At 59.0% G+C, this 19,199-nt stretch carries 20 protein-coding genes; 10 read left to right on the top strand and 10 right to left on the bottom strand.

All coding sequences use genetic code 11. The features are described 5' to 3' along the window. The first annotated feature begins 27 nt into the window (after positions 1–27). From NXC24_RS27875 to NXC24_RS27850, 6 genes are all read left to right on the top strand, one after another. Positions 28–1,236: a glycosyl transferase family 1 gene (locus NXC24_RS27875; RefSeq protein ID WP_104826620.1), complete on the top strand. Its 1,209-nt coding sequence runs from the start codon at positions 28–30 to the stop codon at positions 1,234–1,236. Then, positions 1,233–2,234: a glycosyltransferase family 2 protein gene (locus NXC24_RS27870; RefSeq protein WP_104826619.1), complete on the top strand. Its 1,002-nt coding sequence runs from the start codon at positions 1,233–1,235 to the stop codon at positions 2,232–2,234. Before NXC24_RS27875 ends, NXC24_RS27870 begins: the two co-directional genes overlap by 4 nt. Further along, positions 2,231–3,172 (top strand): glycosyltransferase family 2 protein, encoded by a 942-nt coding sequence (locus NXC24_RS27865; RefSeq protein WP_104826618.1) that lies wholly within the window; start codon positions 2,231–2,233, stop codon positions 3,170–3,172. The genes NXC24_RS27870 and NXC24_RS27865 overlap by 4 nt, the downstream gene beginning before the upstream one ends. Continuing rightward, positions 3,169–4,221 (top strand): glycosyltransferase family 2 protein, encoded by a 1,053-nt coding sequence (locus NXC24_RS27860; RefSeq protein WP_104826617.1) that lies wholly within the window; start codon positions 3,169–3,171, stop codon positions 4,219–4,221. Before NXC24_RS27865 ends, NXC24_RS27860 begins: the two co-directional genes overlap by 4 nt. A 4-nt stretch (positions 4,222–4,225) precedes the next feature. After that, entirely contained in the window at positions 4,226–5,131 is a 906-nt protein-coding gene (locus NXC24_RS27855; RefSeq protein ID WP_104826616.1) for a UTP--glucose-1-phosphate uridylyltransferase, read from the top strand. 84 nt (positions 5,132–5,215) lie between these two features. Then, complete coding sequence (locus NXC24_RS27850; protein WP_104826615.1) at positions 5,216–7,552, top strand: polysaccharide biosynthesis tyrosine autokinase; 2,337 nt, start codon at positions 5,216–5,218, stop codon at positions 7,550–7,552. A gap of 99 nt (positions 7,553–7,651) precedes the next feature. Here the strand turns inward: NXC24_RS27850 and NXC24_RS27845 are convergent, their stop codons facing one another. The 4 genes from NXC24_RS27845 to NXC24_RS27830 all read right to left on the bottom strand — a co-directional run bounded on the left by NXC24_RS27845 (position 7,652) and on the right by NXC24_RS27830 (position 10,795). Continuing rightward, positions 7,652–8,539 (bottom strand): DMT family transporter, encoded by an 888-nt coding sequence (locus NXC24_RS27845; RefSeq protein WP_104826614.1) that lies wholly within the window; start codon positions 8,537–8,539, stop codon positions 7,652–7,654. 129 nt (positions 8,540–8,668) lie between these two features. Continuing rightward, on the bottom strand, positions 8,669–9,226 hold the full coding sequence (locus tag NXC24_RS27840; RefSeq protein WP_104827867.1) for an NADPH-dependent FMN reductase: 558 nt from the start codon (positions 9,224–9,226) through the stop codon (positions 8,669–8,671). A gap of 109 nt (positions 9,227–9,335) precedes the next feature. Next, complete coding sequence (locus NXC24_RS27835; RefSeq protein ID WP_104826613.1) at positions 9,336–9,650, bottom strand: MocE family 2Fe-2S type ferredoxin; 315 nt, start codon at positions 9,648–9,650, stop codon at positions 9,336–9,338. 59 nt (positions 9,651–9,709) lie between these two features. Beyond that, on the bottom strand, positions 9,710–10,795 hold the full coding sequence (locus NXC24_RS27830) for a fatty acid desaturase family protein (protein WP_104826612.1): 1,086 nt from the start codon (positions 10,793–10,795) through the stop codon (positions 9,710–9,712). 486 nt (positions 10,796–11,281) lie between these two features. Here NXC24_RS27830 and NXC24_RS27825 point away from each other — a divergent pair, with 486 nt between their 5' ends. The 3 genes from NXC24_RS27825 to NXC24_RS27815 are packed head-to-tail and all read left to right on the top strand — an operon-like array spanning position 11,282 to position 12,902. After that, positions 11,282–11,803 carry a DUF4142 domain-containing protein gene (locus NXC24_RS27825; RefSeq protein ID WP_104826611.1) on the top strand — a complete coding sequence of 174 codons (522 nt, stop codon included), beginning with the start codon at positions 11,282–11,284 and terminating at the stop codon, positions 11,801–11,803. Positions 11,804–11,810: 7 nt separating this feature from the next. Next, positions 11,811–12,140: an amicyanin gene (locus tag NXC24_RS27820; protein ID WP_104826610.1), complete on the top strand. Its 330-nt coding sequence runs from the start codon at positions 11,811–11,813 to the stop codon at positions 12,138–12,140. Between the two features lie 18 nt (positions 12,141–12,158). Continuing rightward, positions 12,159–12,902, top strand: a complete 744-nt coding sequence (locus NXC24_RS27815) for an RNA polymerase sigma factor (RefSeq protein WP_104826609.1) — start codon at positions 12,159–12,161, stop codon at positions 12,900–12,902. Between the two features lie 11 nt (positions 12,903–12,913). Here the strand turns inward: NXC24_RS27815 and NXC24_RS27810 are convergent, their stop codons facing one another. The 4 genes from NXC24_RS27810 to NXC24_RS27795 form a co-directional block, all read right to left on the bottom strand. Next, positions 12,914–13,189, bottom strand: a complete 276-nt coding sequence (locus tag NXC24_RS27810; RefSeq protein ID WP_104826608.1) for a DUF6522 family protein — start codon at positions 13,187–13,189, stop codon at positions 12,914–12,916. A gap of 88 nt (positions 13,190–13,277) precedes the next feature. Beyond that, positions 13,278–14,402 carry an acyltransferase gene (locus NXC24_RS27805; RefSeq protein ID WP_245464178.1) on the bottom strand — a complete coding sequence of 375 codons (1,125 nt, stop codon included), beginning with the start codon at positions 14,400–14,402 and terminating at the stop codon, positions 13,278–13,280. Positions 14,403–14,408: 6 nt separating this feature from the next. Continuing rightward, a complete protein-coding gene (locus NXC24_RS27800; RefSeq protein WP_104826606.1) occupies positions 14,409–15,236 on the bottom strand; it encodes a galactosyl transferase in 828 nt (275 codons plus the stop codon). Between the two features lie 95 nt (positions 15,237–15,331). Continuing rightward, a complete protein-coding gene (locus NXC24_RS27795; RefSeq protein WP_245464177.1) occupies positions 15,332–16,768 on the bottom strand; it encodes a lipopolysaccharide biosynthesis protein in 1,437 nt (478 codons plus the stop codon). A gap of 31 nt (positions 16,769–16,799) precedes the next feature. On the opposite strand from NXC24_RS27795, the gene NXC24_RS27790 reads away from it, so the two are divergent. Continuing rightward, positions 16,800–17,075, top strand: a complete 276-nt coding sequence (locus NXC24_RS27790; protein WP_104826605.1) for a hypothetical protein — start codon at positions 16,800–16,802, stop codon at positions 17,073–17,075. Between the two features lie 42 nt (positions 17,076–17,117). Here the strand turns inward: NXC24_RS27790 and NXC24_RS27785 are convergent, their stop codons facing one another. Further along, positions 17,118–18,239: an HPP family protein gene (locus NXC24_RS27785; protein ID WP_104826604.1), complete on the bottom strand. Its 1,122-nt coding sequence runs from the start codon at positions 18,237–18,239 to the stop codon at positions 17,118–17,120. A gap of 49 nt (positions 18,240–18,288) precedes the next feature. Then, positions 18,289–19,194, bottom strand: a complete 906-nt coding sequence (locus tag NXC24_RS27780; RefSeq protein WP_104826603.1) for a LysR substrate-binding domain-containing protein — start codon at positions 19,192–19,194, stop codon at positions 18,289–18,291. Between the last annotated feature and the right edge of the window lie 5 nt (positions 19,195–19,199).

The raw sequence follows: 19,199 nt of genomic DNA, 5'->3' as shown, positions 1-19,199 counted from the left end.
CCGGCCGGGCACGAAGCGGAAGTTTTCATGCTGCATATTCTTTATTTCGTCCACGATCTCGCCGATCCCGCCGTCCGCAGGCGGGTGCTGATGTTGCAGGCGGGTGGGGCGAAGGTGACGCTGGCGGGCTTTCGACGCGATGACAACGCATTGGCCGCCGTCCACGGTGTCGAACCGATCGAACTCGGCCGGACGCGTGACGCGCAGTTCGCGCAGCGTATCGCCGCCGTTGCCAAATCCGCTCTGCGACTGCGTGGATTGCTTCGTTCGATCGAAAAGCCGGACGTGATCATCGGCCGCAATCTTGAGATGCTGGCCGTGGCCAAGCGCGCCAAGTCGATCTTCGGCGGCGATATGCCCGTTGTCTACGAATGCCTCGATATTCACCGGCTGCTGCTGCGTAAGGACGTGTTTGGCAACGCTCTTCGTGGCATTGAGCGCCGTTTCGGCGCGGATGCGGCGCTGCTGCTGACCAGCTCGCCGGCTTTCGTCGAGCATTATTTCCGCTCTCGTTCCGGCCTCGACCTGCCGATCCTCCTTCTCGAGAACAAGGTCCTGGCGATCGAGGGTATGAGAGCTGAAATTGCCATTACTCCCCGATTGCCGGCAGCCAACGAGCCCTGGAAAATCGGCTGGTTCGGCGCGCTTCGGTGTCGCAAATCTCTGGAAATGCTTGCTGAATTTTCCCGCCAGATGGAAGGCCGCTTCGAGATCATTTTGCGCGGCCGGCCGGCCTATTCAGAGTTCGGCGATTTCGATGGCTTCGTGCGCGATGCGCCTTTCATGCGCTTCGGCGGTCCCTACAAAAATCCCGAGGACCTCGCGGCGATTTATGGAGAGGTACAATTCTCCTGGGCGATCGACTTCTTCGAAGAGGGACTGAATTCCAGTTGGCTGCTGCCGAACCGTCTTTATGAAGGCGGCCTGCATGGCGCCGTACCGATCGCCGTCGATGGCACCGAGACTGCACGGTTCCTGGCAAAGCGAAAAATCGGGCTGACACTCGAAAAGGCGGATGCTGCCCACCTTGTCACTCTCCTGGGCGACCTAAATAAGGACCGCTACCTCGCCGCTTTCAACGCTTCGGCCGCGCAGGATCGCAGGCAATGGATGACCGATCGCGCCGAATGCCAAGGGCTGGTGCAGCGGCTGGCGTCCCTTACCCACGCCAGCGGCCAAATCGCCGAATTAAAGGCCCTCCCACAAATGCATCGCAATAGAGGTGGATTGCAATGAAGACCGGAATTCCGATGGATATGCGTTGCTTAATCGTTATCCCCTGCCTCAATGAGGAAAAGCATATCGAGCCGCTGATCGCCAAGCTCGGTAGTGCTCTGGACGAACTTGATGCCCGAATCGTGGTTGCTGATGGCGGCAGCACGGATAGAACGCGCGACATCGTCAAGGAGATCGCCGCGGCCGATCCGCGCATTCTCCTGCTCGACAACCCGAAGCGGCTGCAAAGCGCTGCGATCAATCTCGCCATCCAAACCTTCGGCCGCGACTACGATTATTTCATTCGCATCGACGCCCATGGCGATTATCCCAGCGATTACTGCCAGATCCTGGTGCAGGAGGCGCAAGCGACCGCCGGAGCGGATTCCGTCGTCGTCGCCATGCGCACCATGGGCTTCAGCGCTTTCCAGAAGGCGACGGCGGTAGCGCAGAATTCTAAGCTTGGCAATGGCGGCTCGAAGCATCGCGAAGGCGCCAAGGGGCATTGGGCCGATCATGGCCATCACGCGCTGATGCGCGTCACTGCCTTCCGCGCGGTCGGCGGCTATGACGAAGCCTTCAGTCATAATGAGGATGCCGAGCTCGACTATCGCCTGCGGAAAGCCGGCTATCGCATCTGGCTCACCGACAAGACGGCAATGACCTATTATCCGCGCGCCAGCGTCCCGACGCTTTTCCGACAATATCTCGGCTATGGCCGCGGGCGCGCGCGCAATATCCTCAAGCACCGCAGCATGCCGAGTGTCCGCCAGATGCTGCCGCTGGCCGTGGTCCCGATCTTCGTCGGCGCATTTCTGGCAATCCTCAATTGGATCGCGGTCGTTCCCGTTAGTATGTGGGCTTTTGCCTGCGTAGCCTATGGCTTCTGGATCGCGCTCGGCGAGCGCAATCCTTACGGACCTCTCGCTGCCGTCTCGGCCATGGTCATGCATTTTGCCTGGTCGATGGGCTTCTGGATGGAAGTCCTTAGCTTCCGCGGACGCAGGGTGATATCATGACACCGAACCGAGAGCGCCGACCCGTGATTATCGATATCGCCGTCTGCACCTATCGTCGTGTCGAATTGGACCAGACACTGCTGTCGCTGGCGGTCTTGACCGTGCCAGCAGGCACTGTCGTCCGTATCATCGTTGCCGATAATGACATCACGCCGAGTGCGCGCGACCGCGTCGAAGCCATGCGTTCGGCGGTGCCTTTCGAGATTTCTTATGTGCATTGCCCCGCGTCGAACATTTCGATCGCCCGCAATGCCTGCCTCGAGCATGCGACCGGCGATTTCGTGGCCTTCATCGACGACGACGAGACCGCGTCCGAGGGTTGGCTGGCCGAATTGCTTGTGACGGCGGATACCACCGGCACCGACGCGGTGCTCGGCCCCGTGCGCGCCGTCTATCCGAATGTCGCGCCAAGCTGGATGCGGCAAGGCGATTTCCATTCGACATTGCCGGTCTGGGTCTCCGGCGATATCCGCACGGGCTATACCTGCAATGTCCTGCTGCGACGCAATGCGCCGTCGCTCGCCGGCCGCCGCTTCAACATCGCACTGGGTCGCAGCGGTGGCGAAGACACGGAATTTTTCGCTCACATGCACAGGGCCGGCGGAAAGATCGCCTTTGCCGAGGATGCCATGGTCTATGAACCCGTGCCAAACGGGCGCGCGACGTTTAGCTGGCTCACGAAGCGGCGTTTTCGCATGGGCCAGACGCATGGGCGGATGCTGCGGGAGACGTCGGCCGGCCTTGGCCGGTGGAAGGCAATTGCGCTAGCCGGCGCCAAATCCGGCTATTGCTTTGCCGCCGCCGCGCTTCTCGCCGCCTTTCTCGTACAGCGCTATCGCTACGGCCTGCGCGGCATCATGCACGCCGGTGTCGTCAGCGGCCTGTTCGGTGTCCGCGAAATCGAACAATACGGAAGTTTGGAGAAAGCACCGCAATGACGGATTTCATCCCTGATGTCAGTTTCGTCATCGCGGCCTATAACGCCGAGGACACACTGGAGCGCGCCATTGACAGCGCGCTGGCGCAGGGTGCCGTCAGCATGGAGGTCATCGTCGTCGACGATTGTTCCAGCGACAACACCCCGACGATTGCCGGCAACCACCCCGATCCGCGCGTTCGGCTGGTTGCCATGCCCCGCAATGGCGGTCCCGCCGCGGCACGCAACGCCGGCCTTGAGGCCGCACGCGGCCGTTGGGTGGCCGTGCTCGATTCCGACGACGCGCTGCGCCCGGACCGTATGGCACGGCTGATTGCACGAGCCGAAAAGGCAGAGGCCCAGATCGTCGTCGACAACCTAGATGTCATCAGGGGAGCGGATGAGGCGGCGGGCACGATGTTTCCGGAGGCCGTACTCGCGCGCCTGCCGGTTCTGACGCTGGCGAAATTCATTATGTCGAACATGATTTTCCGCTCGGAGCATAATTTCGGCTACATGAAACCCGTCTTCGAGCGCGCCTTCCTCGAGAAGCACCACCTGCGCTTCGACGAGGCACTCAGGATCGGCGAGGATTATATTTTTCTGGCCTCCGCATTGGCCAAAGGCGGCATCTGCGCCGTCGAGCCGACGGCCGGCTATCTCTATTACATTCGCGAAGGTTCGATCTCGCGCGTGCTGAGGCGGCAAGATGTCGAGGCGATGATTGCCGCCGACCAGCAGTTTTTCTCTACACATCCTTTCGGTGCCGCCGCTCTGGCCGCCCAACGGCGACGGACGCGCAACCTGAAAGAAACACTATCCTTCCTGATGCTTGTCGACAGCCTCAAGGACGGTTCCCTGGCGAACGCGCTGAAAATTGCCTGCTGCAATCCAGGCGCTGTTCGTCATTTGCGCATGCCGATCGCGGCCCGTCTTCGTCGCCTTGCCGCCCTTTTCCGGGGCAGCGGCGAGACAACCGTCCTTCAGGGCGGCGGCGAAGTGGCGGCGGCATCTCCGATCTCCCCCTCCCTCCCCAGTTTGGGCGCAGGCCCTCACTCTAACAAAGGATAGAGCTATGGACCCTAAGCATCGTGTGAGAAAAGCAATCATCCCAGTTGCCGGCAACGGAACCCGTTTCCTGCCAGCCACCAAGGCGATGCCCAAGGAAATGTTGACGATTGTCGATCGTCCGGTGGTGCAATACGCCGTCGATGAGGCCATCGAGGCCGGCATAGAGCACATCGTCTTCGTCACCAGCCGCAACAAATCGGCAATCGAAGATCATTTCGACGACACGCCGGAGCTTATCTCCTCGCTGCACAGGGCGGGCAAGACAAAGCAGGTCTCGGAACTCGAACGTCTTCTGCCGCAGGCCGGCTCGATCAGCTTTACCCGCCAGCAGGCGCCGCTCGGCCTCGGCCATGCCGTATGGTGCGCGCGAGACCTGATCGGTAATGAGCCCTTTGCGCTGCTGCTTCCCGACATGGTCTGCCATGGCCTGCGCGGCTGCATGGCCGGCCTGATGGAACTCTATGACGAAGTCGGCGGTAATATCGTCGCGGTCGAGGAATGTGCACCGGAAGAGACCTCTAAATACGGCATTATCGGCCGGGGAGCACCGGTTCGCCACGGCTTCGGTGTGACCAAAATGGTTGAGAAGCCACATCCTTCGGAGGCGCCTTCTAACTTTTACCTCAATGGGCGCTATATTCTTCAGCCTGAGATCTTCGATATCCTGGCGCGGCAGGAACGCGGCGCCGGCAACGAGATCCAGCTAACCGACGGCATGCTGCGCCTGTCTCAAACACAGGGCTTCCATGCCCAGGCCTATGGCGGACGGACTTTCGATTGCGGATCGAAGCAAGGCTTTATCGAGGCGAACGTCGCCTTCGCGCTGGCTCGTGCGGATATCGGCGGCCTGGTTTACGACTCGATCCGAAGCTTGGTTCTGTCGCACGAAGCGCAGATGACCGCAGCTTAAGCCGCTTCACACTTTCGCCTGCGGTCTCGATGGCCGCAGGCCATTGCCGCTATTCATTCAGGCTTCTCCGACAAGGTGGTCGCCATGCATCAGAAGAATTTCACCTTCCACAGCGCTCTTCCAAAGGAGGAGCAGGATGGTTTCATTGACCTAGACCGGCTGATGGCGGTCATTATCCGCCGCATCCGCACCATCATTACCGGTGTGGTCATCTTCGTCGCACTGGCGATCGCTTATCTGTTGACCGCGCCTTCGACCTATACGTCAGCGACACAGGTATTGCTCGACGAAACCATGACCAAATATGCGGAGGACCAGCCGCCGCAGGCCAGCAGCCAGCAGGCTGATATGGAGATTGCCAGCGCCGTCGAAATCCTGAAATCCAACGAAATGGCGTTGCGCGTCGTCGATGCGGCTGGCCTAGTCAACAATGATGCGATCCTCAATCCACCGCAATCGCCGGTAGCGCTGATCAAATCCGGCGTGAAGCTGATCGCCAGCGCTTTCAAACCGGCGAAGCCGCCGCGAACAGCCGATGAGGCGCGCGAAGCGCAGCGTCAGCAAATCGCCGCGACATTGCAGGACGCTCTGAAAGTGGAGCGCGTCACCCGCAGTTCCGTCGTCTCCTTATCGTTCGGCTGGACCGATCCGCAATTGGCGGCCAAAATCACCGCCGCCTATGCGGACGCCTATCTGACGGATCAACTCAATGCTAACTTCGATGCGACCGAACGGGCATCCGTATGGCTGCAGGAACGGCTGAACGATCTGCGGGAGCGTTCGCAGCAGGCGGCGCTTGAGGTCGAAAAATACAAGGCCGAGAACGGCTTGACCTCGACCGGCGGCGAGCTGATGTCGGAGCAGCAAATCTCCGATCTCAACAAGCAACTGATCATCGCTCAGGCCGACACCGCCAGCGCCTCGGCACGCTATTATCAATATAAGTCGATCATCGATCAGGGACCGGACAATGCGGTGAAAAACGCGACGATCTCGTCCAGTCAGACCGACAATAGCGTATTGCAGGATCTGAAGACGCGTTATCTCAATGTGCAGAAGCGCGAGCAGGACGTGACGCAGAATTTCGGCGCCAATCATCCCCAGGCCGTGGCGCTGAAGGCGGAGCGCGAAGACATCACGCGGCAGATTTACCAGGAACTGCAGCAATTGACGGCGAGCTACAAGAATGAATTCGACGTAGCGCAGTCGCGTGCCACGTCGCTGCGCAACAGCATCGAGGGCGTGGTCGGAAAGAACTCCGAGGCCAATAAATCCCTCGTGCAGTTGAACGCGCTTAACCAGAAAGCGACGGCGCTGAAGACGCTCTACGAATCCTATCTCAGCCGCTATGAGGAGGCATCGCAGCAGCGCTCATTCCCGATCGCCAAGGCGCGCGTCATCTCCGCCGCCGGCGTGCCGACCGCGCCGTCCAGCCCGAAAAAGACGCTCGTTCTGGCACTTTCTATCGTACTCGGCTTGATGGCCGGTGGTGCGTTTGCCGCCCTTCAGGAATTCCGCGACCGCTATTTCCGGGTCGAAGCCGATGTGCGTGCAGCGCTCGGACTTAAATTCCTCGGGTATCTGCCGTTGCTCGGCCAACAGACCCTCGACAAGAAGAAGAAGGGTCGCAGGCTTAAAGTCGGGCCGGCAACGGCCGAGGATGCCGAGACCGGTGTCGCTTTCGAACGGATCATGCGTGTCTCGGTCGAGGCCCCGCGCTCGATATTCGCCGAAACCCTGCGCAACGCCAAACTTGCCAGCGATGTCATGCTGCAAGGACGGGCTGACCGCGTGATCGGCGTTGTCTCCGCATTGCCCGGCGAAGGCAAGTCGACGACGGCCGCCAATTTTGCCGCCCTGCTCGCGAGCAGCGGCAAACGCACGCTGCTGATCGATGCCGACTTGCGCAATCCCGGTTTGAGCCGGATGCTGAAATCACCGCCGCAGACAGGCCTCATCGAGGCGGCTCTCGGCGAAATTCCCTGGGCAAGCGCCGTCAGGGTCGATCCGCGCACTAAGCTTGCTATTCTGCCGGTGGTTCTTCGCGATCATCTGCTGCATACCAGCGAGCTCCTGTCTTCTCAGGGCATGCTGAACCTGATGGAAAGCGCGCGGAAGATGTTCGACTACATCGTCGTCGACCTTGCGCCACTGGGCCCGGTCATCGACGCCAAGGCATTCGCGCCGCAGGTGGACGCTTTCCTCTTTGTTGCCGAGTGGGGTGCGACGCCGACCAATCTCGTCAGGGATTTGCTGGAACAGGAGCCGCAGATCAATTCGCGTGTTCTCGGTGTGATCCTCAACAAGACGGACATGTCGGAACTGTCGCGCTACAGCGACTTCGGTGGCACGGAGCGCTACCGACAGAAATACACCAGCTACTACACCGAGGAACAACCGAAGGCAGAAATCGACGCCTAGAGCAATCCAGGAAAGTGCGAACCGGTTTTCCGTCCGGAATGCGTAAAAACAAAGTGATAGAGCGGGAAGGCGATTCCGTAAAACGCTGAACCGCTCTCCCTACGCTTTCAACGTCCTGGCACCGGCGCGTGCCAGGACGTGTTCGCGCCAAATCGTGAAGATGCCCGCGGCCACGACGATGATGGCTCCTATCACAGTATAGACATTGAGCGTCTCGCCGAAGATCGATACGGCGATGATCGCCGAGAATACGAGCTGCAGATAAGTGAGCGGCTGGATCACCACCGCGTCGAGAAGGTCATAGGCGCGAATGAGAAAATAGTGGCTCGACATGCCCGTGAGGCAGAGCACACCCAGGAAAGCCCAGTCATACGGCACAACCGGTGCCCAGAAGAACGGTCCGACGCAGCTCATGGCAACGGCGCCGACGACACCGGTGTAAAGGAAGCTCGTCATCGCGGAATCGTCCCGGCTGACATAGCGGGTGAGAACGACATACAGCGAAAACAACAGGGCACCGGCAAGCGGCAGCAGGAAACGAATGTCGAAAAAGCCGCTTTCCGGCTTCAGGATCAGCAGCACGCCGACGAAGCCGATGCAGATCGCCAGCCAGCGCCGCCAACCGACCCTTTCGCCAAGGATCGGCACGGACAACAACGCGACCATCAATGGTCCGGATGAGAAGATCGCCTGCGAACGGGCAAGGCCGACGACGACGAAGGACGAGATGGCGACCACGATCTGCGCGGCTAGCAGCAGCCCTCGGGCGATCTGCAGGCGCGGCCGTTTGGTGCGGATGGCGACACGCAAGCCGCCGGGTGAGCGCGATGCCAACGCGACGGCAAAAAGCATGAAGGCCCAATAGCGGATCATCGCCACAAAGAGCGGCGGATAGGCACTCACCAGATGTTTTGAGATGCCGTCTTGTATGGCGAATATGCTGATCGCCAACAGCGTGAAGACATAACCGGCAGTATTGGATTTCATTTCGGCTCGAAGGAAGGATGGTATGCGGCCCCGGAAGCGCCGGCCGAACCGACGCTGCCGATCACAATAGGATATTCGATCCTTCGATCATAGGCTCCCGCATCTGCCTTACTACACGAAATGTGTCGATCAGCTTTTTTGCGTGCTTTCGATAAAGGCGGCGAAACCCTCGACGAAAGCGGCGAGGTTCTGCTTCACTTTCTCGTCGACGATTTGACCTTCCGCATCGAACACGCTGCCGGCGCGAGACACCATCAGCCGGCCGCCGAACCAGGGATTGGCGCCGAGCGTGCGCAGAACGGGCAGCCAGGCAGTCTGGCTAAGGATGGTGCCGAAATTGCCGGGCGAGGCGCCGAGAACGGCGACGGGTTTTGCCCGGAAGACGCGGGGAATATCGCTGGGTGGCCTGCTCATCCAGTCGATCGCGTTCTTGAAGACGCCTGGAAGCGAATTGTTGTATTCCGGGGTGAACAGGATCAGGCCGTCGGAGGCTGCGGCCAGCTCCTTGAGGTCGCTCACCTTTTCCGGAATACCTTCGGCCTCGACATCCGCGTCATAAAGCGGAATGCCATGGATCGTCCCGGCGATGAGTTCAACGCCGGGCGGCGCGAGCGCGACAGCGGCGTGCAGCAGTGCCGTGTTGAATGAGCCCTTGCGAAGGCTGCCTGATATGCCGAGAATTTTCATCGCGTCCCCCATAAGAATTGGATGGGGAGAGATTTATAGCTCGATACCATTCGTCAAGGACCGATGCTCATGTGAATGCGGATAGCCCAAGTCAAATATCGCCTGCCCCTCATATATCGATGAAAACGGCGCCGTTTTCGACCTTGACGGGATAGGTTTTGAGGTTGACGCAGACAGGGGCGCCCTTGGCCTCGCCGGTGCGGTAGTCAAAGCGGCCGTTGTGCTTAGGACATTCGATGATGTTGTCCATCACCAGCCCGTCGGCAAGATGGACCTGCTCGTGCGTGCACAAACCGTCGGTGGCAAAATAGTCGTCTTCCGGACTGCGATAGATGGCGAAGGTCTTGCCGCCATGGTCGAAGCGCATGACGTCCTCCTCGTCGATCGCATCCGCCGCACAGACCTTAATCCAGTTGCCGCTCATTCCTGCCTCCCTGTATGTGCCGTTGTATATGCCGTTCTGGCTGAGGTTGTTGCCTGCGGTTATTGTGCCGCTTCGGCAAGCCCGGTGTGGAATTCCTCGCGATAGGGCCTCGCCGTCGGCGGCAGGTCGCGCTTCAGGAAATAATCCTCGTTGCGCAACTGCCGCAGGAAGGCCGGGATCATCTCGCGGTAGCCCGACCAGATCGACGGATTGGGCCGCGGCAGATCGTGTTTGATCATCGCATGCAGCTTCGGCAGCGCATGATAGGGCACCATCGGGAACATGTGGTGTTCGACATGGTAGTTCATGTTCCAATAGATGAAGCGGCTTACCGGGTTCATCAGCACCGTGCGGCTGTTCAGCCGGTGGTCGATGACATTGTCGGCAAGCCCGCCATGCTGCAACAGGCCGGTCAGCACATGATGCCAGGCGCCATAGAGCCGCGGCAGGCCGATCAGCACCAGCGGCAAGAGCGAGCCCATGGCAATAGCGGCGGCAATCGTGGCGATATAGATGAGGCTCCAGATGCGGGCGATACGGATCGCCTTCGGCTGCTCCATCTCGGGAATGAAGGTCTTCTCCGTGGCGCTGATGATGCCGAAGGCATTGCGGACCATGTCGAGCATCGCATAGAAAACATCGACGATGCCGAAGAAGTTCAGGACCAGGCGCACGAGATCCGGCGGCCGCATGACGGCGATCTCCGGATCGCGGCCGACGATGACGGTGTCGGTGTGATGGCGGGTATGGCTCCAGCGCCAGGTCACCGGATTGCGCATGATCATGAAGCAGGCGATCTCGTAGACCGCATCGTTCATCCAGCGGGTCTTGAACGCCGTGCCATGGCCGCATTCGTGCCAGCGGCTATCAGAGGCCGAACCGTAAAGCACGCCGTAAGCCAGGAAGAAGGGGACACAAAGCCAGGAGCCCCAGAAAAAGATGCCAAGGCCGGCGAGGATCGCCATGCTGCCGAGCCAGATGATCGTGTCGCGGATGGCGGCCGCATCGGAGCGCTGCATCAGCGCCTTCATCTCCTTGCGGGCAATCTCGGTATGATACCACTCCGCCGCCGCCAGTCCGGCTTCGACCGCCAGCCGGCTGCTGGGGCCAAGCAGGCTGTAATCACGCTTTCCCGTCTCGCTCATTCCTGCCTCCCGCGACGCACACCAGCGCGCCGCACCTGATGACAGGAATGATAGGTCGAGTTTTTGCTTGCCTCAATGCAACGATGATGGAATCTAGCATATTCCATCAACCGCCCATCTCATTCATGATGGAATACCTCAGGACCATCCATGCGCAGACCAACCATCGCTGATCTCGCTAGAGCGTGATGGAGAGCGGCTGCGCCCAATGAGCAGCGGATCAGACATTTTTCCTTTTGAGGCCTCCTACTTGGGAAATATTCGAATGATAGAATTCTATCATTCAGACCGAAAATTCTTCCACGAAGAAGAACCAAAGCGCTCCTTCGCCCAAAAATCACCTGACCCCAAAAAGTCCGCGATTTTTTTTGGGAACCTTTTTCTCTCAACTCTATCCAATGGCTAGTTCCGACACGAGACCAACGGACGAAGGACGGCACTGTGTCCAATGTCCGCTCCGGATTAACAACGAACGGGAGACAAATCATGTTCAAGCACATTCTGACCGCGACATTCCTGGTCGGCTTCGCCAGCACCGCAGCAATCGCCGCAGATGCGAAAATCTCCGATCCACAAATCGCCCATATCGCCTACACCGCCGGACAGATCGACGTCACGGCTGCCGAGCAGGCGGTGAAAAAAAGCAAGAATCCGGAGGTGGTCGAATTCGCCAAGACTATGGAGCGCGACCACAAATCCGTTAACGAGCAGGCGCTGGCGCTGGTCAAGAAACTCAAGGTCACGCCTGAGGACAATGACGTCAGCAAGTCGCTGAGTGCCCAAGCCAGCAAGGAACTGGCCAAGCTCGGCAAGTTGGACGGCAAGGCCTTCGACAAGGCCTATATCGACAATGAAGTGGCCTATCACAAGGCGGTCAACGACGCGCTTTCCAAGCAACTGATCCCATCGGCAAAGAATGCCGAACTCAAGTCACTGTTGGAGACCGGCCTTACACTCTTCCAGGAACATCAAACGCATGCGGAACATCTTGCCGCGGCGATGAAATGAACCGGCGATGGGCGCGATGAATACAAAGCGTCTATCGGTGATTGTCGTGGGGTTGCTGCTCATGACGGTCAGCACGGTGACGAAGTCGGCCGAATATCAAATCGCCATCGCGAATATGAAATTCGGCCTGCCGCCGGCCACGTTGCACGTCGGCGACGTGATCGTCTGGCGTAACGATGATATATTCCGCCACACGGCCACCGCGCGCGATGCCAGCTTCGACATCGACCTGCCGGCCAAGTCGCAAAAGAAAATGACCATCGAACGCACCGGCGACGTGAAATTTTACTGCCGCTTTCATCCGATGATGATCGGGGAACTGAATGTACAGCCGTAGGGAGAGAGAGGAGCCACGATGACTGCCGTCTCCGCCGCAGCCAAGCGACAACGGCCGGATCCTTCCACCTATTCGGAAGCCGAACTCATCGCTCGCGCCAAGGCTGGCGATGAGGATGCCATCCGGATCATTGTCCAGCGCAACAACCAGCGCTTGTTTCGAACGGCGCGCGCCATCGTCGGCAACGATGCGGAAGCGGAGGATGTTGTCCAGGCAACCTATGTGCAAGCGTTTATCAACCTCGCCGCCTTCCGCGGCAGTTCCAGCCTATCGACCTGGCTGACGAGGATTGCGCTCAACGAAGCATTCGCTCGCGTGCAGCGACGACGCGACTTTACCGGGCTTGAGGAGATCGACATGCAGAACAAGGCGTCAGGCGGCGGTTTGTTGCACTTCCCCTCCTCGCTCGCGCCAGCCGATCCCGAGGCTGAATTGGCGCGAAATCAGACGAGGCGTCTGCTGGAACATGCGGTGGATGCCCTGCCCGCCGAGTTCCGCACCGTCTTCATTCTGCGCGACGTGGAAGGCTTCAGCACGGAGGAAACGGCGTTCCTCCTCAACATCAAACCGGAGACCACCAAGACCCGGCTGCACCGTGCCCGCAAGATGATGCGGCTTTCGATAGAAAAGCAGTTTTCCGGAGCATTTTCCGCCCTCTTTCCCTTCGATGGTGCCCGCTGCGCCGATATGGCCGACCGGGTGATTACAGCGCTGCGCACAATACACGCGGGGAAAAGGGATTCCTCAATACCATCGCAGTAGAAGGGGTCGTATCAGGACTTGGGTGTCGCATGCTGCCTGCCGAGAAATGTCATTTCCTCGTGCTTCACCCTGTTCTCGTCATCGAGAATCGCACGCCACATGCGGTTGCCTAGTCGCAAGGAAAGGCGCTTCGTTCCCGCGTGATCTTCCGTGCCCACCTCCACGGAAGAGGTGACGGAGCCGCGCTGCATGTAGCGGCGAAATTCTGCAAGCGAGAGACCAAACCGAGCGGCGATTTCCGAAGAATCGACAATAAAATCCCCATTTTGCGCGCGCTCGACGAACATTGCTTCACCACTTCCGCAGATATACACGCTCATATATCAAACCGAAATGGAGAACGACCACCGGCGGGAGAATCGTTCCCGCCTCCGATCAAACGCTTTGGCGTCTACGGCGTTCGCATCCCTGCGGAAAACGCAATCTCGGCACGATGGAGACAAGCTGGGCCGACAAAAGCGATATCACCGAAATCAGCACCAAAAAGCCTCCGATATAGATCCACGGGGACATGTGATCGCTGTGGACGAAGTGCTCATATATTTCGGTAAAGCCCCTGTGACACATATAGATCGGATAGGAGAGGTAACCGAGAAATATGCCAATCGGCTGAATCCTCTCGGGAATTTCCAGATATGTGCCGGCAAGGACGATAAGTGGCGAGATGACGATGCAGAAGAACAGGGCGAATTTCAGCGAATAGGTCGGCAGAAACAGCAGAGCGAAAATCAAGACGATCGGCAGGACCGCAAAATAGGTGGTGACGGGACGCCTGTCTTTCTGAACCCTGAATATGATCATGCCGACGACAAAGGAGAAAAAGACGCGAGCCAGTCCGCCGTCGACCGATCGCCATTCCCAGCCGAGGTCGAGCGACCGGTGCATGGAAACGGATGCAATCAAACACGCAAGCGAAGCCGCGGCGAGAATAGCCAGATATTTCGTTCTCATCCTGAAAAGCATCAGGGCGAATACCAGATTGACGAGCAGCTCCCAGAACAGCGACCACGCAGGCCCATTCAAAGGGTATAGCGGCCACAAATCCGTTGCGGATCTCGTCAAAAAGCTCGGGGACGGCAGCATGAATGCTGTCGAGATCAAGCTTGCGAGCAAATCGCCGACACTGTCGGTCGACCAATTCCAATGGGCCAGCAGTTGCACCAATCCGTAGAAGGTTCCGAGTATGAACAACGGATAGAGGCGTGCGTAGCGAGCTTTCATGAAGGCGCCCAGCGGCATTCCGCTGGCGAGCTTTTCGCTATATGCCCTTGCAATGACGAAGCCACTGAGAACAAAGAAGAAATCGACCGCGACATAGGCCAAAGGCGCATAGGGCCGTTGAAGGTGATAGACAACGACCGCAAATGCAGCGAGGCCCCGCATCGCGTCGAGCGATGCATATCGATGGCTTGTCCGACCCGCCTGAAGCGAGCGTCGCTGCGGTGGGACAGGGATCGACCTAAGGTCTTCTCCCGTCGCTGAACTATCGGATGCTTTCACAACTGATCACCATTTCACGTTGTTGGCACTGGCAGCACCGAAAAATTCGTTGCGCAGGCCGCGATCGAGCGGACGAACCCGCGTGAGATTGCGAAGAAGTTGGCTAGGGCGCCGAAGCGCGCGGGTATTGAAAAAATAGGTCGACAGCAGACTGGCGGACTTGCTGTGCGCGCCGCTATGCCCAACCCGGTAAATGGCACCGCGAAACGGCAGCGCCTCGAGCGGCGTGCCGCGCTCGGCCAATATGTTTGCGATGCGCACATGACTGCCCAGCATCGACTTCACATAGTCGATATCGGCAGCCGCAAGTGTCGCTGGAAGGTCGTAGAGGCGCGATTGCACGATCAATGATGTGCCGCAGTAGTTCGCGAAATCATCGTAATGCATGATCAACCGGCCGCCTTCGTTCCAGAGGTAGCCCTTGTCGATCTTCCAGCCGTTCGTATCCGGGTGCTGCGCAACGTAGCTGACGATATTGGCGCTGACGAAATCGTCATCGTCTACGATCATGAAAAACCGCGAATCCCGGGCTGAAAGCATACCGCTCAGCACGCGGCGGCCCTTGTCCAGGCGGAACGCGTCGTAGACCCTTTCTCTATCCGCGCTATCCAAATCGTGGAGCTGGTTCGGGGGAAACGTAACGCGTTCGACTGAAAATTGCGGCGGCAGATCGGGAAGGTCCGCACCCTCATTCGCGACGATAACGGCGCTCCAATCGGGGTTCGATTGACCGGCAATCGACGCCACGGTTTGGGACAACCGTTCTTTCAGCGCCGGCCAATCCTTGGCATTGTCCTGGTGTCGAACCGGAATGATGAACGTAACGAGTGACATAATTCCCTCTTTTGCGATCGCATCGGCCCTGCATCCGACAGGGACATTGGAATAAACAATCGATTTCGATGCTCGGCCGCTGAGCCGAACGAAAGTTAGCGCCGCCGGAGCATTGTCTTTGCCAGGAAAAGAGCTCTCTCCCGGCAAAGGATGAAGATCAGGCTCGTATAGACGATCGCGCCGACGGATATTTCGATCGCCAGGCGCGAGGCCGGGCTCCAGTCCTGCAGCAATGCCGAAGCGCCGAGCACGGCGGCAAGCATTCCGACATAGGCAGCTATCGGCCTAAGGAACTGGGCGAAATAAGCTCCGACGCTGAGTGCAATCAAGCGCGAAACCATCCAGAGCGTTACCGGCCAAAGAAGCAGCACTTCGAGCATCAGCGCGAAGACGATGGTGGTCACGCCATATGGGTAAAGCAGCAGCACGGTGATGATCGTGACGATGTTTCGCACGAGCTGGTAGTAGAACCACCAGTCCGACTTGCCCTGGCTGGTAATCAAGGATGCCTGGACAACGCCGATGCCGCTCATCAATCCGATGACGCAGAAAAACCGCACCGGCCAGATCGCAGCCGCCCAGTGTTGCCCGAAGATCAACGGAATGGCGTCGTCTGCTACGGCGGCAAGACCCATGAAGGCCGGAAATGACACCAGCGAGCAGCCAAACGTTGCCATGAGGAATGCCTCACGGACCTTATTCTGATCATGCTGCAGCGACGACAGGAGAACGTGCGTGACCGAGGTCAGCCCCCCGGCAACGACGTTGTTGATCATTTCGAAAAGCCGCCGGGCGAAATTATAGATGCCGAGCGCGGCCGGGCTGACGAGCGTGCCTATGATGAGCTGATCGAGGCTCATGGACTGGAGGAAGCGATTGCCGGACGCAAAGACGCCGTAATGCAGGAGCTCGCGAAGACTGCTCCACTTGATCCGCACACCCGGCAGCCAGCCCGCACCCCAGAAGGCGGCTATGCATCCGGCGGCAGGTGCGGCGATCTGAGCGATCGCCAGCGCCCAAAGGCCGAAGCCGGCAAAAATCAAGGCCAGGCACACGAGGCCCGATACGACCGTGGCGATTGCCGTGCGGACGGCGGCGAGATGAAAGGACATCGTGCGGCCGATAAGGGCATTGGGAACGATGATCATCATGTCGAAGAAGATCTTCAAGCCAATAATCATCAGCAAGCTGACGATTTCGTCATGGCCCAAGGCATGGGCAATATAGGAGGATCCAGAGAAAAGCACGAGGTAAAGGATCGCCGCCGACGCGAAGGACAGCCAGAACACGGTATCGAGATGGCTTTGGCGAATGGTCTTCTGCTGGATCAACGCTTCGCCGAACGCGGTCGGCCCGAGGCCGGCGGCAAAGCTCACGATGCTGAAGGCAAGCGCCACAAGACCAAAGTCCTGCGGCAGCAGATATCGCGATGTGACAATGAAAACGAGGCTGTTCAGCGCCGTCGGTATCAGCGTATCCAACGCCGACCAGAACGCCCCTTTCAGCGCCGCGCCGGATCGGTTTTCGCTCAAGTGTTCGAAGACGACTTCGTCCGACTCGAGAATGGCGCTTCCCGTTTCCCAGGAAGACGGCGATCTCAAGCTTTCATCCGATTCATTAGCGATGTTACAACTCCATCTGGTTCCCGCCGAAGCAGCCGTGCAAGGTCACGAAATCGAAGGCTGGGGCTCAAATGGCGCCGAAATCGAAATGGTCAAGCGCCCGCCTTGCGCAGCGCAATGCATTTCACATCTTTTTTGCTGCAGCGCACAGTTAGTGACGGCGCTGAGCGATGATATTGCCCTCACGTTTCGTTATTGGCTGATGGCTTGGACATAAATGTGACGGCCATACCCTGAGGCATTGGCGGCCATGACATGCTCAAGCGTCGACCAGCGCCGCCGCGTTGTTGTTTGACAAAAGCCGCGCCATGGCACTCAGAAGATCCGTCTGCGATATCAGGCCGAGGACACGGCGGTCATCGTCCACGATAATCACCGCATGCGTGCGCCCGTCAGTCAGAACAGGCAACAGCGATAGTGCAGGACCCGCTGCGTCCGCCACGGCGGGCTTCGATATCGCGCCCGCGATGCTATCGATGCTGTCAGACAATTCACGCAGGCCGATCGTACCGATCAAGCGACCTTCCCGATCCTTTACCGGCAGTGTGCGGATGTTGTGCTTCAATAGAAGGTGCCGGGCCTGATCGGGCTCGGTGCCCTCGCCGATGGCGATGACATCGCGTGACATGATGTCGGCGCAGCTTATGTTGCCGTGCGAGCGCACCGCTGCCTGCAATTCGACTTGCCGAAGCAGGCGGCTGAGATCTGCCCGATCGATATCGAAGGTCTCATCGAGCGCTGCCAGAGCTGCATCGACGTCTTCTTCCCGAAAGCCCACACGCAGGACCGACGGCAGGTCACGCGTCTGATGGGTGTTCTCCGCCGGCTTTGCGACAACATGCGGATAGTTGCGTTTGGAAAACCTATGAAACAGCAGGCCGAGGCCGACCAGTATGCAGGAGTTCAAGGCCACGGGGATGAACGGAAAGAAGAAGCCCCAACTTGCAACGACCGGGCCGCCGAGAACGGCGGTCAGAGCTGCCGCGCCGCCGGGTGGATGGAGGCATCGGGTGAAAGACATCGCGCCGATCGCAAGTGAGACGCCGACCCCGATTGCGACAATCGGATCATGAATGAAATAGCCTGCAATGATGCCCATCATGGCGGAAATGGTGTTGCCGCCGATAATCGACCAGGGCTGGGCAAGCGGACTGGACGGGACCGCGAAAAGAAGCACCGCCGATGCGCCCATCGGTGCGACGATGAGCGGTAGATGGGGTCCTTGCCCGAAGAGATAGCCGCTGATGACGCCGGTAAGGCCGATACCGATCAAGGCGCCAAGGCAAGCCATCAATCGTTCATGCAGGGTTGCCCCAGCGAGGATTGGCGAAAACAAGCGGAAACGGCTCGGCCCCACCTTAGGGGAGTCTGGGTGCTGCATGATGAAACCAGTTTAGGATAGATTGTTTGTGAGTGGGTGGAGGCGCCGTTTAGTTCGTCACCAGCCGCGGATCCCGGCTCTTGGCCGCGCTGAGGACTTCGTGAAACGCTTTGAAGGCGGTTGGCAGATCATTCCTGCGATAGATGAGGATCGTGTCGACGGCTCCCAGTTGATGGGTTGGGGAACTTGTCGGCCAGTGCATGAGATCGAGAACCGATTTCGGCATGACACCTGCCGCGCTCCCGGTTGCCACGCTTGCCAGTATCGCGTGGTAGGAGCCAAGCTCTCTCGTCTGCAAGCCACTCGATTTTCGCGCCCAGCTTTCGGCAATCCTTCGATAAGTGCATCCGGGTTCCAGTGCGGCGAGCGATCCGACCCGCAAGTCGGCGGCAGATTGAATGGGCGGATGCCCGGACGGTAATACGAGCAATAGATCCTCGACAAAGACAGGTTCTACTTCAAGGCTCTCAAGCTCGGCATTAAAATCCGCGTCTTTGTCGAGCATCGTTTTCGGCGGACGGGCGATCAGCGCACAATCCAATACGTCACCAAGAACGTCCCGGGTGAGATCACGCGATGCACCCAATGTCAGATGAAGGGACACATCGGGCCACATCCGGTTGAATTGGGTGAGCGCTGCCGGCAATCGGCTTGCCGCCGTGCTCTCCATCGTCCCGACACGCAGCGTGCCGGAAGGCTGCAGGGGCCTGACGGCCTGTCTCGCTTCCAGCGCCAAGGCGGCGAGGCGATTGGCATAGACCAGAAATGTCTCGCCTTCTCGCGTCAAAGTCATCTTTTTGCCGTCGCGGCTGAAGAGCAGGACGCCGAGATCATCCTCCAACTGCTGAATTCGGGTCGTTACATTCGACGGCGCGCGGCCGACGGCTTTGGCCGCCTTGGTCACGCTGCGGTCGCAAGCGACGGCGAGGAATATCTCGATCGATGAAAGGTCCAAAAAGA

This window comes from Rhizobium sp. NXC24, assembly GCF_002944315.1.
In the GTDB taxonomy this organism is placed as follows: Bacteria; Pseudomonadota; Alphaproteobacteria; order Rhizobiales; family Rhizobiaceae; genus Rhizobium.
This window is presented reverse-complemented; position numbering and strand designations above follow the sequence as displayed.

Excerpts from the sequence above, each read along its gene's own strand:
- NXC24_RS27870 (WP_104826619.1), top strand. The coding sequence starts at position 1,233 with ATGAAGACCGGAATTCCGATGGATATGCGTTGCTTAATCGTTATCCCC.
- NXC24_RS27830 (WP_104826612.1), bottom strand. The coding sequence starts at position 10,795 with ATGAGCGAGACGGGAAAGCGTGATTACAGCCTGCTTGGCCCCAGCAGC.
- NXC24_RS27860 (WP_104826617.1), top strand. The coding sequence starts at position 3,169 with ATGACGGATTTCATCCCTGATGTCAGTTTCGTCATCGCGGCCTATAAC.
- NXC24_RS27840 (WP_104827867.1), bottom strand. The coding sequence starts at position 9,226 with ATGAAAATTCTCGGCATATCAGGCAGCCTTCGCAAGGGCTCATTCAAC.
- NXC24_RS27785 (WP_104826604.1), bottom strand. The coding sequence starts at position 18,239 with ATGCAGCACCCAGACTCCCCTAAGGTGGGGCCGAGCCGTTTCCGCTTG.
- NXC24_RS27790 (WP_104826605.1), top strand. The coding sequence starts at position 16,800 with ATGGCGCTTCCCGTTTCCCAGGAAGACGGCGATCTCAAGCTTTCATCC.
- NXC24_RS27800 (WP_104826606.1), bottom strand. The coding sequence starts at position 15,236 with ATGTCACTCGTTACGTTCATCATTCCGGTTCGACACCAGGACAATGCC.
- NXC24_RS27815 (WP_104826609.1), top strand. The coding sequence starts at position 12,159 with ATGACTGCCGTCTCCGCCGCAGCCAAGCGACAACGGCCGGATCCTTCC.
- NXC24_RS27865 (WP_104826618.1), top strand. The coding sequence starts at position 2,231 with ATGACACCGAACCGAGAGCGCCGACCCGTGATTATCGATATCGCCGTC.
- NXC24_RS27850 (WP_104826615.1), top strand. The coding sequence starts at position 5,216 with ATGCATCAGAAGAATTTCACCTTCCACAGCGCTCTTCCAAAGGAGGAG.
- NXC24_RS27845 (WP_104826614.1), bottom strand. The coding sequence starts at position 8,539 with ATGAAATCCAATACTGCCGGTTATGTCTTCACGCTGTTGGCGATCAGC.
- NXC24_RS27810 (WP_104826608.1), bottom strand. The coding sequence starts at position 13,189 with ATGTTCGTCGAGCGCGCGCAAAATGGGGATTTTATTGTCGATTCTTCG.
- NXC24_RS27855 (WP_104826616.1), top strand. The coding sequence starts at position 4,226 with ATGGACCCTAAGCATCGTGTGAGAAAAGCAATCATCCCAGTTGCCGGC.
- NXC24_RS27825 (WP_104826611.1), top strand. The coding sequence starts at position 11,282 with ATGTTCAAGCACATTCTGACCGCGACATTCCTGGTCGGCTTCGCCAGC.
- NXC24_RS27820 (WP_104826610.1), top strand. The coding sequence starts at position 11,811 with ATGGGCGCGATGAATACAAAGCGTCTATCGGTGATTGTCGTGGGGTTG.
- NXC24_RS27875 (WP_104826620.1), top strand. The coding sequence starts at position 28 with ATGCTGCATATTCTTTATTTCGTCCACGATCTCGCCGATCCCGCCGTC.
- NXC24_RS27835 (WP_104826613.1), bottom strand. The coding sequence starts at position 9,650 with ATGAGCGGCAACTGGATTAAGGTCTGTGCGGCGGATGCGATCGACGAG.